This is a genomic window from Aquimarina sp. AWH4_224 (genome assembly GCF_056160245.1).
The window spans coordinates 55,850-71,343 of record NZ_JBSWWU010000013.1; the positions used below are offsets into that span (position 1 = coordinate 55,850).

Below are 15,494 nucleotides of genomic sequence, written 5' to 3' on the forward strand. Positions count from 1 at the left end.
TAACATTATAGCTTAGAGGTTACCGACTTAAAGAATACAAAACCAAAACCAAGGAATAGCATGATGTGGAATAAAAACAGACCAAAATCCTGCAATTCGAATGCGCTATACAATGCAAAGCCGAAATAGGCCATCAGCAGGGCTTCTATAATCGTATTCCCCGAAATATTTTTGTTGATATATTTATTTCCTTTCCAGGAGTCTTTCAACGATTTTACATTGAACTTTGGAGTACGTACGAATTCACTTTTCTTTCCAAAATGACCTTCAAGTACTGCCATCGAATTGTGAACAGAGAATCCCATTGCAATAGAGAAAAAAGTAAAGAACATTTTGATGTATTCCATAAAATTCCAGAATCCTTTTCCGTGTATTTTTTTGAAAGTAAACCAATAACAAAAGAAAAAGATTACGGTGCTCAACGCAAAGAAGGCGATCACATTAAAATACCAACTAAACATTGGGTTGCTGTTCTTGATATACATCACAGGTACACTTAGGACAGCTACCAGCAATACTAACAAAAACATGCTACTATTTAGTAAGTGGAAAAAGCTATGAAACTTTGTTTTGAAAGGAACCGACTTGTCTTTAAGCAGTTTCCAGTATAATTTTTGGAAGTTTTCGGCAGCACCTTTGTTCCACCTAAATTGTTGAGAACGCGCAGCGCTTATCACTACCGGTAATTCTGCAGGGGTTTCTACTTCCTCCAAGTATTTAAATTTCCATTTCTTCAACTGGGCACGGTAACTAAGATCAAGATCTTCGGTAAGCGTATCTCCTTGCCAGTTTCCAGCATCTTCTATACATTTCTTTCTCCAAACTCCTGCGGTACCATTAAAATTGATAAAGTGGTCTTTATAATTTCTTCCTACCTGTTCCATAGTAAAGTGGAAATCCAGAGCAAATGCCTGAATTTTGGTCAACATCGAATAATCTCGATTAATATGTCCCCATCGAGTTTGTACCACTCCAATATTCTCATCTTTGAAATAAGGAATCGTCTGTAATAACCATTTCTTACCTGGTAAAAAATCGGCATCAAATATGGCAATAAACTCTCCTTTGGCAATTTTAAGTCCTTCTTTCAAGGCTCCGGCTTTAAACCCAGATCGATCTTCTCTTCGGATATGCTTTATATCTAATCCTGTTTTCTGAAGTTTTTCGATATGAGCAGCTGTAGAAACCACAGATTCATCTGTAGAATCATCAAGTACCTGAATTTCTAGCTTCTCTTTTGGGTATTCTAACTCTGCGATATTATCCAGTAAACGATCCATCACATACAATTCGTTAAAAACAGGTAACTGTACAGTAACATGAGGGATTTCTTCTGGATTGGAAAAATCAAAAGTGGGAGCATTATCAGGTTGCTTTCGTGCTTTTAAATAATTAGAAAGCAGATTCAGTTGTGCCAAACTATACATAAAAATAATGAGTAGGGCCAATGTATACGTTATAATGATAGCAATATCCATTATGAAAAGCTATATTTAAAAATCCAACTTAAAATCTTAACGCCTGCAAATATAGCACCTTTTATGGTTCCTGAAACTTTTGAGACACCAATTCTCTTTTTATAGCGAACTGGGATTTCGGTATAACTATAATGCTTTTTTAATGCTTTTAGTTGCATTTCTACAGTCCAGCCATAGGTTTTATCTACCATTTCTAAGTCAAGAAGTTTGTCGTACTTAATAGCTCTGAAAGGACCAAGATCGGTAAATTTTGCATTAAAAAAAAGTTTCATCAAACTGGTTGCTAGCCAATTACCGAATATTTGCGGAAAAGTCATAGAACCAGATTCTCGCAGATTTTTTACTCTGGCACCGATCACAAGGTCTATATCCTTTTCTATTATGGGGTTGACAATTTTTGTAAGTTCTTCGGGATAGTCGCTGTAATCACCATCCAAAAACACCACTATTTCGGGTTTAATATCTTGCGCTGCGATATACTCCATCCCTTTCAAGCAAGCAAAACCATATCCTTTTTGAGGTTCTTTCAATACTGTGGCTCCAGCATTTTTTGCCACACTTTCTGTATGATCTGTAGAATTATTACTCACTACGATTACCTCCTGAACAATGTCAGGAATTTCTTTAATAACATGAGCAATAGAATCTTCTTCGTTAAAAGCTGGTATGATTACTTTTATGATTGGTGGCATTATAATGAAGCGTTGGGGTTGTCTCTTTTAAAGCTGAAAACGTCGGTCCACTCACCGGTTTTAATATCATTTACATAACGTTCTGCTTTGAAAAGTTTGCTGTTTCTATACAGTAGACAATATCCTTCTTTTTTATTGTTTTTATATTGGTATTTTCGCGTTATTCCGGCTGCAATATCGTAAATAATCCACCATTTCTCGGCTTTGTCATTAATAAAATGACCTTCTTTTACTAATTCTTTGGTTTTAGAATAATAATACCAATAGCCATGTTTCTTGTTATTCTTAAAGTGTCCTTCTTTAGAAACAACACCATTGGGATAGTAAAAATGCCAAAAATCTACTTTAACTCCATCTTTTAACCAACCTTCGGCTTTTACAGTACCATCTGCGTAAAAATCGTAATGATATTCTTTTTGCGAAAACGCAGTGAGGCCAGAAAATACAACGGCTAAGATGAGAAGTAACGATTTATGAATCATGATGTATTAGTTAACAACACTGCATTAGACGAAAGCTAATAGGGATACTAACATTTTTTTTAAAGTTAATGAATTAAAAATGCCACACCTAATTTTTGGATGTGGCATTTGTATGAAGAAAGTATTCCAGTATGTATGCTTATTTATTGTTTACGTAATTCATCAAATCCACATCATTACCTAATAAAACTTCTGTAGGATTGATTCTACCTTCTAACTTATCATTCTCTAATTTCAGTACCCCTCTTGGGCATACTGCAGAGCAAATTCCACAACCTACACAACTCGATCGTACAATATTCTCTCCTTTTTGGGCATAAGATCTTACATCGATACCCATCTCACAATAGGTAGAACAATTTCCGCAAGAAATACATTGTCCTCCATTTGTAGTAATTCTGAATTTTGAGAATAATCGTTGTTGAAATCCTAGGATTGCAGCCATAGGACAACCAAATCTACACCAGGCACGGTTACCTAGTATGGGATAAAATCCTGTACCGATTACTCCAGAGAATATGGAACCGATATATAAACCATAAGCAGATCTCATCGTTCCAGCCTTAATTAAAAATACTTCGTTTGTAGTACCGGAAAAATGCATCGCTACAAGAGCAATAATCACTGCAAAATACCCTATTGCACCATATCTGGCATCTTTACCTAATTCTTTTCTTTTGAATAATAAGACTCCGGCAAAAACTAGCGTTAAGAAAACAGCAACGCTAATCAAGAATACATCTTTTGTCAGCCAATATTTTTTGGGATCATAACCTAAATAGGTATACACGACCGCAGTAGTCATTACTACAGAAAAAACAAGTACGGTATGAATTAACCATCTTTCTAGTTTCCATGCGCTTACTTTTTTGCTGGATAATTGTCTGAATGCATCTCCTGCAGTTTCGGCCAATCCACCACAACCACAAACCCATGAGCAATACCATCTTTTTCCATATTTATAGGTAAGGAACGGAGAAATTACAAAAATGGATAATATACCAAGTGCTAATAGACTAAGACCAATAGTTTCAGTCTTGATAAAGGCATCTATTCTATATTGATCAAAGTTATAATAATTCAAAGGCCACATATTTTTAAGATCATAGTAAGGCACATCTGAATTCATAACATACATAAATTCGGGTATCAAAAATGCAAAACCTAATTGAAAAAACATTACCGAAACAGTTCGCAACTGTTGGTATCTATTATGTCTGTATTTCAGAATGAATTTATATCCAAAAGCAAGAATAGCTATAGTGTATAAGGTTCCATAAACGAACCACTGGCTTGCTGGTCTACCACTTAATAAATTACTTAGGGGATCAAAAAGCGAAATCAATCCTGTATTGGCTTCTCCGTTTGTACCCATTCCCAATAATTCTGGATAAAAGTACAACACAATATAAAATGCGGTAAGCACTACTCCGGTAAGCCATCCTAAAACTCCTCGAGAAGACATCGACTTGAACCAAACACCGTCATTTTTTATTCCTTCAAGTTTTGTGAGATAGGCATTGTTGGCAAATAAAACTGTACCCAGGGTAATCAAGCCCAAAGCAGCGGTTAAAAAGATTCCTTTGTTAGGGAAATTGGTATTGGCAAGAGCCAGTATCATGATAAACATTCCTACAAAGCCAATAGCTAGTGCTACTTTTTGTTTGGTTGTAATTCCCTTGGCATCTGGACTAGCAAGAGACATACTATGATTTAATTTGTTACTCATTTCTAATATTTTTTAGTCAAAAGACTTTTGTTGTTTTGATTTTTTGAAGCTTATGCAGTTTGAAATTGATGACTGTTATAAGCCGAAAGAATTTGGGATTCATGTTTTTTGTAGAATTCCGGATCGAAATTAGCTTCAGCCAGATTGGTCATGACGTAATCCACATCTCTTTTTTCGGTCAGCCAACGATCAAAAACCTCGTGTCTCATTCGTATCCCAAAGGTGTTGATCCCCAAAAATTCTTTGGTGTCCTTATGGAAGGATACGGTGATACATTTGGTATCGTCTTCGTGTTTCCAATGAAATTGTTGTTCGTATTCTTGTGGTCTACCAAATACCCAACCATAGGTTTGATATTCAATATCCATAAATTTTGCACTATTAAACCAGTGTCCAGGTTTGTATTCAATTCGATTTCCGCAGATTGTTTGTGCTACCGTTTCACCCATCATACGTCCAGTATACCAAACGGCTTCGATAGGTCTTCGCATTCCAATAGATTCGTGTTGTTCTGCACAGTCACCGATAGCATAGATATTAGGGATATTGGTTTCTAAAAACCGATTTACCTTGATTCCACGGCCTAATTCTATCCCAGAGTCTTTTAAGAAATCAATATTTGGAGATACTCCGGCAGTTAATCCAACAACCTCACAATCAATTACTTCTCCGGTTTCTTGTACAACGACCGCTCTGGCTTTACCATTTTCGTCGGCCAAAATTTCTTTTAGGTTAACTCCTAATCGTAAATCAATATGATGATTTAGGATATGTCTATTGATCATTGCGCTCTCTCCAGCAGGTAATACACCATTCCAGAAACTATCTTCTCTTACCAAAAAAGTAACCGGAATACTTCTAGAATGTAACATTTCGGCTAATTCGATTCCGATCAATCCACCACCTACTACTACAGCCCTTTTACATGTTTTATTATCGGGAGCATAATTCTCTAGATTCTCCAGATCTTGTTTATGGTACATTCCCATGACACCATCCAAATCCTGACCAGGCCATCCAAACTTATTGGGTTTTGAACCTGCTGCGATAATAAGCTTATCGTAGCTCATGGTCTCTCCAGAATCAAAGACTAATTCGTTGGATTCATGCTTTACTTGAGATACAAAACCTTGTTTAAGTTCGATATTGTTCTTTTCCCAGAACCAATTTTCATAGGGTTGTGTATGTTCAAACTTCATATGCCCCATATATACATACATCAACGCTGTTCTGGAAAAGAAGTAATCTGTTTCGGCAGAAATGATGGTGATTCTTTTGTCAGACATTTTACGAATATGCCGAGCAGCAGTGACCCCCGAAATACCATTTCCGATAATAACGATGTGTTCCATAAGTGATAGTTGTTGATTGTCAATTTTTAATGAGAAGTGAAAACTTCCCAAAGTAAGTCGTACATAAATATAAGAACTTAAGAGCTTCAAATAATTTAGAATCAGTCTAAAAACAATTGAGTTTGTAAGGAACGAGAACTAAATCGAACATGGTTCACTTTGTTTCTGGTTGTAGAAAACAAATTGAACAAAATCAAAATTTATTTGTAAGCAGCACATTTTGGGTGCGACTGATTGACCGTTACCAAGGTAATCTAGAATTGTAGAAAATTAGGATTTATCTTCATTATAAAGGATAAATAGACAAAAAAAATACTCATGAAAAAAGTAATCATCATCGCAATATTGTTGATCTCCCAATTAGGGTTTTCTCAAAGTACGTCGGAGTTTTTCAAAAAAGCGGACGCATTTTTTAAAACCTATGTGGTTAACGGTAAAGTAAACTATACAGAGATTAAGAAAGACCCCTCTTCATTAAATGAATTGATCGATCAGGCCGCAAAAATTCGAGTTTCGAAAAGTGAGCCTAAAACATTTCAAGCTTTTTATATTAATGCCTATAACTTGGCAGTGATAAAAGGAGTAACGAATAAATATCCAGTAAAATCACCGTTGAACATTAAAGGGTTTTTTGATAAAACCACTTACAATCTAGGAGGTAAGCAAACTACGCTTAATGATTTGGAGAATAAGATCCTTCGGAAGAATTTTCCAAAAGAAGCTAGGTTTCACTTTTCTTTGGTATGTGCTGGTTTAGGATGTCCCCCAATTATTTCTGAAGCATATACCCCTGAGTCTTTAGATAAACAATTACAACGTCAAACGACCAAGGCGCTTAATAATCCAAGGTTTATCAAGGTAAAAGGAAACAAAGTACAGTTGTCTCAAATCTTTGAGTGGTACAAAGAAGATTTTACCCATAATGGGTCAGAAATCGATTATGTAAATCAATTCAGAAAAGAAAAGATTCCTGCCAAAGCTAAGATCTCCTACTATCCATACAACTGGAATTTAAATGCAATCAAATAAATAATCATAATAATTAACTACATGTTGTTAAAATTAGGGAGTGATATGCCCTGTGTGTTTTAGTAATATGATAAATACTCAAAAAATGAAATCAACTAAAAACATCGTAACCACTTTTTTATTTTTGTTCGCGATCACTGTAGGATTTGCACAAGACGAAGATGATCAGGGAGGTTCGGTAATTCAAACATTAACACCCTCAAAATTAATAGGTAAAGGTCAATACGATATTAAATGGTTCAATAACCTATATACGCAGACTAGAGCAGCGAACGATAATGGAGATGTAACCAAAGATTTGGATAGAGAAACTTTTTTCACTTCAACTTTGGAGGCTTACACTGGGGTTGGGGATAACAAACGATGGAATGTTGGATTGATATTAGAGTTTAGATCAAATGTAGTAGGAGATAGAGGTGCGCTAGAGGTTTTTCAGTTTGATGGAGAAAGTAATACTGCAAGATCAGGATTAACATCAATTGCTCCGTCGGTAAAGTTTGTTCCTTTTAAAAATGTAAATAACTTTTCGATCCAAAGTTCATTTTTTATTCCATTAGTGGATAATGAATTTGAAAATGGAGTGTTTTTTGATCAAAACGGATTTATTTGGCAAAATCGTTTCTTTTATGATTATACATTTCCTGGGAATAAGTTCCAATTATTTACTGAGTTAAACTCTGAATTAAACTTTGGAGAAGAAGATATCGTAGAAAACGGAACTTCAGTTCAAGGAAGTTTTGCAAATAATAGTATTCGTCTAACTCCGGGAGTATTTTTTAGTTACTTCCCAAGCTCAAAATTTACGGTGTTGGCTTTAGCGCAACATTCTCAACTAATTGATTTGGGGAATGATTTCGAACAAGATTTTACCGCACTAGGCGGAGGAGCAAAGTATCAGCTTACCAAAGAATTAAATATAGAAGCACTTTATACCAATTTTGTCCGAGGAAATAGTACTGGATTAGGTGAAACTTTTAATATAGGTTTAAGAGCCGTATTCTAATAAAATTGTATTTTCAGCAGTAAAAAAACGAATGAAAAAGGTTTTTTTACTGCTTTTTACAATCATTGTAAGTGGATGTTCGGGTCAGCAAAACAAGATTAATGGGATTAGTTTTGTTGGCTCTCCACAAGAGATAGGTCCCGAAACTATCGATCCCGTGGTGCAACTAAATGCCAATTGGGCTGCGGTGATGCCTTTTGGGTTTCTTAGAAATCTGGAAACACCGACTGTAGTATTTAATATCGACAGACAATGGTGGGGAGAACGAAGGGATGGTGCCAAAAAAACCATAGAACTACTTAACGCCCGAGGTATAAAGGTGATGTTAAAGCCACAAATCTGGGTTTGGAGAGGTGAGTTTACTGGTAATATTAACATGAAATCTGAAGAACAATGGAAACAATTAGAGAAATCATACAAGGACTTTATTCTTTTGTACGCCAGTTTAGCTCAAGAAATGCAAGTACCAATTCTATGTATCGGCACAGAGCTGCATACGTTCGTGCAAACCAGACCAAAGTATTGGAACGATTTAATCAAAGAAATCAGAGGTATTTATAAGGGCAAGTTGACCTATGCCGAGAACTGGGATCAGTTTGAAAAGGCTCCTTTTTGGAGCCAGTTGGATTATATCGGGATAGATGCATACTTTCCTGTCTCAGATAGTCATACGCCAAGTATAGAAGAATTAAAGTCGGGTTGGCAAAGACATAAAGCAAAGATTGTAGCTTTAAAAGACAAAATAAAAAAGCCTGTTTTGTTTACTGAATTTGGATATCGAAGTATCCATTATACAGGCAAAGAACCCTGGGATTCTAGCAGAAATCAGGGACAAACTAATCTGGTAGCGCAAAACAATGCATTATCAGCGTTGCATGAAGAATTCTGGCAAGAAAAATGGTTTGCCGGAGGGTTTTTATGGAAATGGTATCACAATCATGATGATGTAGGCGGGAAAAACAATAATCGTTTTACCATTCAGAATAAACCTGCAGAAGCATTAATTAGATCTTTATATAAAATTGAATAGATATCTATCATATTGTATAGGTTTGGTAATCATCTTTTTCTTTTCCTGTAAAAGTGATGATGATCAGGTTGTGGACAATACATTGGCCGCTCTGGTAGCTGTCAATACTATAGAAATTGATAATGTGATTGCTTGTGCCAGTTCATCTCCAGACCAACAAAATGAGACCATTACCTATCTTTATCCCAGACCTGGAGCCACAGATATCAGATATTTTGAAACATCTTCTCTAGATGTGGATAAAAATGATTTTACTGCCTACCGCAGCGTTGCTATAGCTCCTACTGATTTTTTTAATGGATATCTCAAAAAATTCAATAGAATTTCAGACAATGAAAAATGGGTGATCATCACCTTTTTTGAAAATGAAGTTCTTCATATTTCTAATCCGATTCGGCTGAAACATCTTACAAAACCTACAGAATTTAGTGATCAAGTAACCATTGATACAGGAGTTGCAGGGATGCCAATATTTAGTTGGAATGATGGGGTTTTTGATGATAACAAGATCTATTTTCAAGTCGTTTCTGATCGTAATGACGAATTATTATCAGGTACATATACTTTCGAAAGGCAATTTCAATACTACAAATTAGATAATGTTGTCCTTAATATTACCAGAGATACTCCTCCTACTTTAGAGGTAGGAGAAGATTATGGATATACATTGATGGGAGTGAGCGAGGATAATTGGGTCAATCTTTTGCTTCAAAGGCAATTTCAGCCTTGATTTATCCCATAATCTTGTAAGCTAAGCCATACTCATTCGTCTATAGCAGTACAAAAAAATTGCTATGAAGAAGATCCTAATTTCTCTGGTTTTCTTGATGTCTTGTTGTGCTTTTTCTCAAGATGCGGTAGTTACAGAATTACGCATTAATGGATTGAAAAGAACCAAGGAATCTTTTATAAGAAAATTAGTTAAGGTAAAACCGGGTGCTGCCTATGATTCATTACGTGTAGCTACCGATATAGAACGTCTAAAAAGACTTCCGGGAGTCGCCAATGCCGAGTCAGAGCTGCAAAAAGAAGGATCTGATTATGTGATTACCTATACTATTGAAGAAAACTTCACCATAATTCCTGGGATCAATATTGCTACCGATAACAATGATGAGTTTGCGTTTCGGGTTTCGCTTTTCGAATTTAATTTATTAGGAAGAAATCAGATTTTAGGTGGATTTTATCAACGAGATGTCTTTGATTCGTATGGGGGATATTGGGAAGCTCCTTACCTTTTTACCAATAAGTTTGGATTTGGGATCAATTACAAAAACCTGGTCTCTCAAGAACCTGTTTTCTTCGAAAATGACAACACTGTAAATTATCGATTTGATACCAGGACTTTTGAAGCAAATCTGTTATACGAATTTAATTTTCACAATAGAGCAGAAGTAGGGATTAACATCGCCAGCGAAGAATATGATTTTCTGGACGGTGATCTGCCTTTGGGAACTCCAACTCGGCTTACGGCAGATAAAATCACATATAGAGGAGAATACGAGTATAATGATATTGATATCGATTATCAGTATGTGTCTGGTTTTAGAAGTTTATTGGATGTACGTTTTGTAACTGGTGGAGAAGGGTTACTCAACGACTTTTTTATTGGAAGAAATGATTTTGAATATTTCAAAAAAGTCGGAAAACTCGGGAACTGGGCAAGCCGATTGCGATTGGCTTATGCATCAAACGACGATACTCCTTTTGCTCCTTTTGCTGTAGATAACCAATTGAATATTCGTGGTGCAGGAAACACCATTGATAGAGGTACTGCAGCCATTGTTTTGAATACAGAATATCGCCACACCTTTTACGAAAAAGGTTGGTTTGTAGTGCAGAGTAATGTTTTTATTGATACAGGAACGTGGCGTAATCCGGGAGGAGATCTGGTAGAATTAGTAGATGGCAGCACCTTGCGATTTTATCCTGGTTTAGGAATTCGTTTGATCCACAAACGTATTTTTAATGCTGTTTTTAGATTGGATTATGGTTATGGTATTGGTGATGATGCTACCAACGGAATTACCTTTGGGATTGGCCAATATTTTTGATTTAGAGTGTAATAAGACTTACATTTGTGATAAAATTGCTTCATACAAATCGAACTAAATGCGAAAAAGACTAATTCTTGTCTTACTTACCCTATTGTATTGCTTTTTTGGTCAAGCCCAGGAGAATACCATCTCAGAAATTGTTATTCAAGGGAATAAAAAGACCAAGACTTCGGCACTACTCAAATTGAGCTCTATAAAAAAAGGAGCTGCATTGGATTCGTTGCTTATTGAAGAAGATATCAAACGATTAAAAAGATTACCTTCTATCGCGCATGCCTATTATCAGGTGCATCAAAAAGAAGAAGGATATCAAGTGGTTTATGGAGTTGAAGAAAACTTTACGATCATTCCTTCTGCTAATCTTTATACTACTAATGATGACGAGTTTGCCTTCAGATTGGGATTGTACGAATTTAATCTATTAGGTCGTAATATTACCTTGGGAGGATTGTATCAATATGATATTTATAGTTCTTATGGAATCAATTTAAGAGCTCCATTTTTGTTTAGTAAGAAATTTGGATTGGCTTTAAATTATAGTAACCTCACTACCGAAGAACCTGTTTTTTTAGAGAATGGAACTGCAGATTATAAGTATAACAATACTTCATATGAATTATTAGGTCTCTATCAGTTCAACTTTCAGAATAGAGTAGAACTTGGGGTAAATTACTTTAATGAAGATTATGAGTACAAAAGAGGAGTAACTGCAGAAGGGATTCCTCAGGATTTTGATGTAAATAAACTCTTGTTCAAGCTTATATATGAGTATGATAATTTAGATTATGATTATCAGTATGTTTCAGGTTTTAAAAGTACGTTTAATGCACAATATGTGATTAGTACACAGAATGTGCTCCCTGATTTCATCATTTGGTGGAATGACTTTTTATATCATGCTCGTATAGGAAAAAAAGGAAACTGGGCCTCGAGACTTCGCTTAGGTCTGGCGTCTAATGATGATTCTCCCTTTGCTCCTTTTGCAGTAGATAATAACTTAAATATTCGAGGTGTAGGAAATACCATTGATCGAGGAACCGGAGTGATTGTATTAAATACAGAATACAGACATACGTTGTACGAAAAAGATTGGTTTGTACTGCAAAGTAATATGTTTATCGATGGAGGAAGTTGGCGGAATCCTGGTGGAGATTTTGGAGATTTTGGGGATTCTCAAAACTTTCGATTGTATCCTGGAGTAGGTCTACGATTTATACATAAAAGGATCTTTAATGCCACTTTTAGAATAGATTATGGGTATGGAGTTACCGAAGATGCTACCAATGGTTTTGTGTTTGGTATTGGACAGTATTTTTAAGGAACCGTATCAAAATAGTAGATATCGGCAATATAAACGAAGATTTGGATAAAAAACGATGCTAGAATTAGCTCAACTTTGTATTGTAATTTTTAAAAACAATAAAGATGAGTCAAAAAATAGCAATTATCACAGGAGGTAGCCGTGGATTAGGAAGAGACATGGTATTAAATTTAGCCAAAGATGGAGTACACATTATCTTTTCATATCATCAAAATGTTACCAAAGCGAACGAGGTCATTTCTGAAATTGAAGCATTAGGAGCAAAGGCCAAAGCTTTTCAATATGATGCAACAAAACCACTTTCAGGAAAAGAATTCATAGATGAGGTAACCGTTTATCTTCAGGAGACACAGGGAAATACACATTTCGACTTCTTAATTAACAATGCAGGTACAGGCTTGCATAGTTTGATAAAGGATACTACAGAAACTCAGTTTGATGAAATGATGAATATACACTTGAAGAGTATATTCTTCTTAACTCAGGCAGCTCTACCCTTTATGAATGAAGGAGGTCGTATTATCAATATTTCAAGTGGTTTGTCTAGATTTAGTTTTCCGGGGGCTTCTGTCTACGCTATGATGAAAGGTGGAATTGAAGTATTTACCAGGTATTTGGCAAAGGAATTGGGAGATCGAAAAATCACTGCAAATGTAGTGGCACCGGGCGCTATTGCTACGGATTTTGGAGGAGGAGTAAATCGTGATAATGAAGAAAAGAGAGCGATTATTTCACAGATAACTGCCTTGGGCAAAGTCGGTGAACCTGAAGATATCGGAGGTGTAGTGGCCTTTTTATGTTCGGACAAAGCAAGTTGGGTAAATGCACAGCGACTTGAAGTTTCTGGAGGGATGCTTGTCTAGTGTAAAATTAACTGTGAATTCATACCTTTACTATAATGGCAGCAATACATCGACTTTCGACCATAAGCGACTATCATAATTTTGCAAATCTTCCCGCACCAGAACATCCACTGATTAGTTTGGTGGAGTATAGCCGGGTGCAATATCCAAAAGATGTTAAGGGGATAAAACTAGTACAAGAGTATTATTCGATCGGTTTAAAACGTAATGTACCTTATAAGTTTTTCTATGGCCAGCAGAAGTATGATTTTGATGAAGGGTTGATGACGTTTATTTCGCCAAATCAGGTGATGAGTATGGATAAAAATCCAAATATAGGATCCAAAAAGCCATCAGGGTGGTTACTTTTTATCCATCCTGATTTTATTTGGAATACAACTCTGGCCCAAAAGATCAAATCTTATGGATTTTTTGGATATTCAGTTCATGAAGCTTTGTTTTTGTCAGAAAAAGAAGAGCAAATGATGATACGTATTTTAAAGAATATTGAACTCGAATACCAGGCAAACATTGATAAATTCAGTCAGAAAATCATTATTTCTCAGTTGGAGTTATTGCTTAACTATGCAGAACGTTTTTATGAGCGACAATTTATTACCCGAAATAAATCCAATCACCATGTTTTGGAGCAATTAGAAATTATACTTTCTGAGTATTTTGATCAAGATAATTTGGTAGAATTAGGATTGCCAAGTGTAGAATATGTTGCAAGTAAATTAACGCTTTCTCCCAACTATTTGAGTAGCATGCTGAAATCTTTAACTGGCATGAGCACGCAACAACATATCCAGAACACGATTATCGATAGAGCAAAAGAACAACTTTCGGTTACTCAACTTTCTGTTAGTGAAATTGCTTATAACCTGGGCTTTGAGCGACCTGCTTCGTTTACCAAATTATTCAAAAATAAAACCAATCAATCGCCATTGGCGTTTCGTAAGACTTTTAATTAGAATATTAGAATAAAGGTTTCTTACTATAAAAGTTACCTGGTAAATACTAATCGTCCTTTTAATTTGAAATTATCGGCGATTGCAGTTTCTTTTAGCTTCTTAAAGATACTTGGCGAGTTGTGATTAATCCCATATTTGGTACGATCAACATCAAATTCGAAAATAAAAGAAATTTGATTTTTTTCGATAAGGAACGTTATTGGGATGTCTTCTTGATGTTTTTGGTTTTTTATGACAAGGTATCCAGACAAGGTACCTTTATCTACCGAAGTCGATTGTTCTAACCTGAATTCGGATGTGGGGTATTTATTTACTTCAAAAAAATCTTCACTTTTGAGATGCCTTCTCAGATCTTTATTTTCATGGTTTAGACTTTTCATATCAATTACAACCTTTAAATTGGTAATTGTTTTCTGGTCCATTTTTAGGATACCACTTTTTGCTTTTAAGGTTCCGGTAAGTGAATAACTGCTAAAGGCTGCGTTACCTGTCCAGGATATTTTGGAGTTCTTTATGTCTAATTTAAATTCTTGAGACCAACACTGGTATTTTGACAGTATTAGTATGGACAAGATCAATATGAATTTTATGCTTTTCATAAGTTGTTAATTTAGAAGTTGATCTGTAGTTTGGATCCTTTGGTATCCGCAGACTTTTTCTCCACTTTTGGTAATTCCGATAAAGTACCACATGGCCCATCCAGCGTATAATGTTTTATCTACCCTCCAATTATTTGTCCAAGTGTACGGATGTGCTTGCAGTATTATTTGTTTTTTAGTTCCAAATTTTTTGTTGAGCTCTTTCAACGGGTATTTTTTTCTCAAGTTCCATTTATCGTTGTAGAAGAGGTAGGCCCCGTATTCTATAATTTGTATCTGACTTTCTTTGCACAAAATAGCCGTATTGTGTTTCCAGTAGTATTGATCATCTATTTTTATAGGGTCAATTTTTTTAGGGAAGTTGGTTACCTCAATTACTTTACGAAGCTCTTTTAACTCTTGAGGTAGTTCGTCATTTATAGGTGTCCCATAATTTCTCTGTGCATAGCCAACAAATAAGTTGAAAGCAAACATAATAAGTACAATGTTTTTCATGATTAGTTCTTTTTTTCTGCGATCCATACGGCCAGAAAATCCTTGTCGATAGAATGCGTAGAACCATATAATTTTCCATCTTTATAATAAAATGCAGTATTATAGCTACCACTGTTGTCGCCAGATACCAAGGCAACATAGACAGTATTTAATTGGGTGTTCACTCTCCCCTCGGTAATTTTTACTCCTTCCCTATAAAATGTACCTTTTACTGTTTTACTATTGATTTTATCAATTCGCATCATAGCAAAGTTGGTATCTGTAGTATCCTGAGGACTGAGATCTATTTTCCATTCACCAAGAAATACATTCAATCTATCTGTATCTGTTTGAGATAAGCAAACTGAAACATTGAGTATGGTAATAAAAATTGTAAGTACTACGGTATTTGATCGTTTCATTTTTTTGATT

At 35.4% G+C, this 15,494-nt stretch carries 16 protein-coding genes; 8 read left to right on the forward strand and 8 right to left on the reverse strand.

The genetic code is table 11. The annotated features are described in order from the left end of the window. Window positions 1-5 precede the first annotated feature (5 nt). The 5 genes from ACXAGJ_RS21235 to ACXAGJ_RS21255 form a co-directional block, all read right to left on the reverse strand. Complete coding sequence (locus tag ACXAGJ_RS21235) at window positions 6-1,478, reverse strand: cellulose synthase family protein (RefSeq protein ID WP_474842710.1); 1,473 nt, start codon at window positions 1,476-1,478, stop codon at window positions 6-8. After that, window positions 1,478-2,170, reverse strand: coding sequence for a glycosyltransferase family 2 protein (locus ACXAGJ_RS21240; protein WP_474842712.1), 693 nt, complete (start codon window positions 2,168-2,170; stop codon window positions 1,478-1,480). The genes ACXAGJ_RS21235 and ACXAGJ_RS21240 overlap by 1 nt, the downstream gene beginning before the upstream one ends. Further along, window positions 2,170-2,652 carry a toxin-antitoxin system YwqK family antitoxin gene (locus ACXAGJ_RS21245; protein ID WP_474842714.1) on the reverse strand — a complete coding sequence of 161 codons (483 nt, stop codon included), beginning with the start codon at window positions 2,650-2,652 and terminating at the stop codon, window positions 2,170-2,172. The genes ACXAGJ_RS21240 and ACXAGJ_RS21245 overlap by 1 nt, the downstream gene beginning before the upstream one ends. Before the next feature lie 139 nt (window positions 2,653-2,791). Continuing rightward, complete coding sequence (locus tag ACXAGJ_RS21250) at window positions 2,792-4,381, reverse strand: 4Fe-4S binding protein (protein WP_474842715.1); 1,590 nt, start codon at window positions 4,379-4,381, stop codon at window positions 2,792-2,794. A 50-nt stretch (window positions 4,382-4,431) separates the two neighbouring features. Beyond that, window positions 4,432-5,733, reverse strand: a complete 1,302-nt coding sequence (locus ACXAGJ_RS21255; RefSeq protein WP_474842717.1) for an NAD(P)/FAD-dependent oxidoreductase — start codon at window positions 5,731-5,733, stop codon at window positions 4,432-4,434. 318 nt (window positions 5,734-6,051) lie between these two features. On the opposite strand from ACXAGJ_RS21255, the gene ACXAGJ_RS21260 reads away from it, so the two are divergent. From ACXAGJ_RS21260 to ACXAGJ_RS21295, 8 genes are all read left to right on the forward strand, one after another. Next, on the forward strand, window positions 6,052-6,762 hold the full coding sequence (locus tag ACXAGJ_RS21260) for a DUF547 domain-containing protein (protein ID WP_474842719.1): 711 nt from the start codon (window positions 6,052-6,054) through the stop codon (window positions 6,760-6,762). Between the two features lie 85 nt (window positions 6,763-6,847). Continuing rightward, window positions 6,848-7,765 carry a hypothetical protein gene (locus tag ACXAGJ_RS21265; RefSeq protein WP_474842721.1) on the forward strand — a complete coding sequence of 306 codons (918 nt, stop codon included), beginning with the start codon at window positions 6,848-6,850 and terminating at the stop codon, window positions 7,763-7,765. Between the two features lie 31 nt (window positions 7,766-7,796). After that, the gene (locus ACXAGJ_RS21270) at window positions 7,797-8,795 is read left to right on the forward strand and encodes a glycoside hydrolase family 113 (RefSeq protein WP_474842723.1); all 999 of its coding nucleotides are present in this window, start codon (window positions 7,797-7,799) and stop codon (window positions 8,793-8,795) included. Further along, entirely contained in the window at window positions 8,788-9,525 is a 738-nt protein-coding gene (locus ACXAGJ_RS21275; RefSeq protein ID WP_474842725.1) for a hypothetical protein, read from the forward strand. Before ACXAGJ_RS21270 ends, ACXAGJ_RS21275 begins: the two co-directional genes overlap by 8 nt. A gap of 64 nt (window positions 9,526-9,589) precedes the next feature. Next, a complete protein-coding gene (locus ACXAGJ_RS21280) occupies window positions 9,590-10,849 on the forward strand; it encodes a POTRA domain-containing protein (protein ID WP_474842727.1) in 1,260 nt (419 codons plus the stop codon). A gap of 58 nt (window positions 10,850-10,907) precedes the next feature. After that, a complete protein-coding gene (locus ACXAGJ_RS21285; protein WP_474842729.1) occupies window positions 10,908-12,170 on the forward strand; it encodes a POTRA domain-containing protein in 1,263 nt (420 codons plus the stop codon). A 107-nt stretch (window positions 12,171-12,277) separates the two neighbouring features. Further along, window positions 12,278-13,036 carry an SDR family NAD(P)-dependent oxidoreductase gene (locus ACXAGJ_RS21290; RefSeq protein ID WP_474842731.1) on the forward strand — a complete coding sequence of 253 codons (759 nt, stop codon included), beginning with the start codon at window positions 12,278-12,280 and terminating at the stop codon, window positions 13,034-13,036. Between the two features lie 35 nt (window positions 13,037-13,071). Next, a complete protein-coding gene (locus ACXAGJ_RS21295) occupies window positions 13,072-13,989 on the forward strand; it encodes a helix-turn-helix domain-containing protein (RefSeq protein WP_474842733.1) in 918 nt (305 codons plus the stop codon). Between the two features lie 32 nt (window positions 13,990-14,021). On the opposite strand, the gene ACXAGJ_RS21300 is transcribed toward ACXAGJ_RS21295, so the two are convergent. Genes ACXAGJ_RS21300 through ACXAGJ_RS21310 form a run of 3 tightly spaced genes read right to left on the reverse strand, consistent with a single transcriptional unit; the run spans window position 14,022 to window position 15,484 of the window. Continuing rightward, window positions 14,022-14,588 (reverse strand): YceI family protein, encoded by a 567-nt coding sequence (locus ACXAGJ_RS21300; RefSeq protein ID WP_474842735.1) that lies wholly within the window; start codon window positions 14,586-14,588, stop codon window positions 14,022-14,024. 6 nt (window positions 14,589-14,594) lie between these two features. Beyond that, window positions 14,595-15,083 carry a hypothetical protein gene (locus tag ACXAGJ_RS21305; protein WP_474842738.1) on the reverse strand — a complete coding sequence of 163 codons (489 nt, stop codon included), beginning with the start codon at window positions 15,081-15,083 and terminating at the stop codon, window positions 14,595-14,597. A 2-nt stretch (window positions 15,084-15,085) separates the two neighbouring features. Then, window positions 15,086-15,484 carry a hypothetical protein gene (locus ACXAGJ_RS21310; RefSeq protein ID WP_474842740.1) on the reverse strand — a complete coding sequence of 133 codons (399 nt, stop codon included), beginning with the start codon at window positions 15,482-15,484 and terminating at the stop codon, window positions 15,086-15,088. Window positions 15,485-15,494 lie beyond the last annotated feature (10 nt).

Excerpts from the sequence above, each read along its gene's own strand:
- ACXAGJ_RS21235 (WP_474842710.1), bottom strand. The coding sequence starts at position 1,478 with ATGGATATTGCTATCATTATAACGTATACATTGGCCCTACTCATTATT.
- ACXAGJ_RS21240 (WP_474842712.1), bottom strand. The coding sequence starts at position 2,170 with ATGCCACCAATCATAAAAGTAATCATACCAGCTTTTAACGAAGAAGAT.
- ACXAGJ_RS21245 (WP_474842714.1), bottom strand. The coding sequence starts at position 2,652 with ATGATTCATAAATCGTTACTTCTCATCTTAGCCGTTGTATTTTCTGGC.
- ACXAGJ_RS21250 (WP_474842715.1), bottom strand. The coding sequence starts at position 4,381 with ATGAGTAACAAATTAAATCATAGTATGTCTCTTGCTAGTCCAGATGCC.
- ACXAGJ_RS21255 (WP_474842717.1), bottom strand. The coding sequence starts at position 5,733 with ATGGAACACATCGTTATTATCGGAAATGGTATTTCGGGGGTCACTGCT.
- ACXAGJ_RS21260 (WP_474842719.1), top strand. The coding sequence starts at position 6,052 with ATGAAAAAAGTAATCATCATCGCAATATTGTTGATCTCCCAATTAGGG.
- ACXAGJ_RS21265 (WP_474842721.1), top strand. The coding sequence starts at position 6,848 with ATGAAATCAACTAAAAACATCGTAACCACTTTTTTATTTTTGTTCGCG.
- ACXAGJ_RS21270 (WP_474842723.1), top strand. The coding sequence starts at position 7,797 with ATGAAAAAGGTTTTTTTACTGCTTTTTACAATCATTGTAAGTGGATGT.
- ACXAGJ_RS21280 (WP_474842727.1), top strand. The coding sequence starts at position 9,590 with ATGAAGAAGATCCTAATTTCTCTGGTTTTCTTGATGTCTTGTTGTGCT.
- ACXAGJ_RS21285 (WP_474842729.1), top strand. The coding sequence starts at position 10,908 with ATGCGAAAAAGACTAATTCTTGTCTTACTTACCCTATTGTATTGCTTT.
- ACXAGJ_RS21290 (WP_474842731.1), top strand. The coding sequence starts at position 12,278 with ATGAGTCAAAAAATAGCAATTATCACAGGAGGTAGCCGTGGATTAGGA.
- ACXAGJ_RS21295 (WP_474842733.1), top strand. The coding sequence starts at position 13,072 with ATGGCAGCAATACATCGACTTTCGACCATAAGCGACTATCATAATTTT.
- ACXAGJ_RS21300 (WP_474842735.1), bottom strand. The coding sequence starts at position 14,588 with ATGAAAAGCATAAAATTCATATTGATCTTGTCCATACTAATACTGTCA.
- ACXAGJ_RS21305 (WP_474842738.1), bottom strand. The coding sequence starts at position 15,083 with ATGAAAAACATTGTACTTATTATGTTTGCTTTCAACTTATTTGTTGGC.
- ACXAGJ_RS21310 (WP_474842740.1), bottom strand. The coding sequence starts at position 15,484 with ATGAAACGATCAAATACCGTAGTACTTACAATTTTTATTACCATACTC.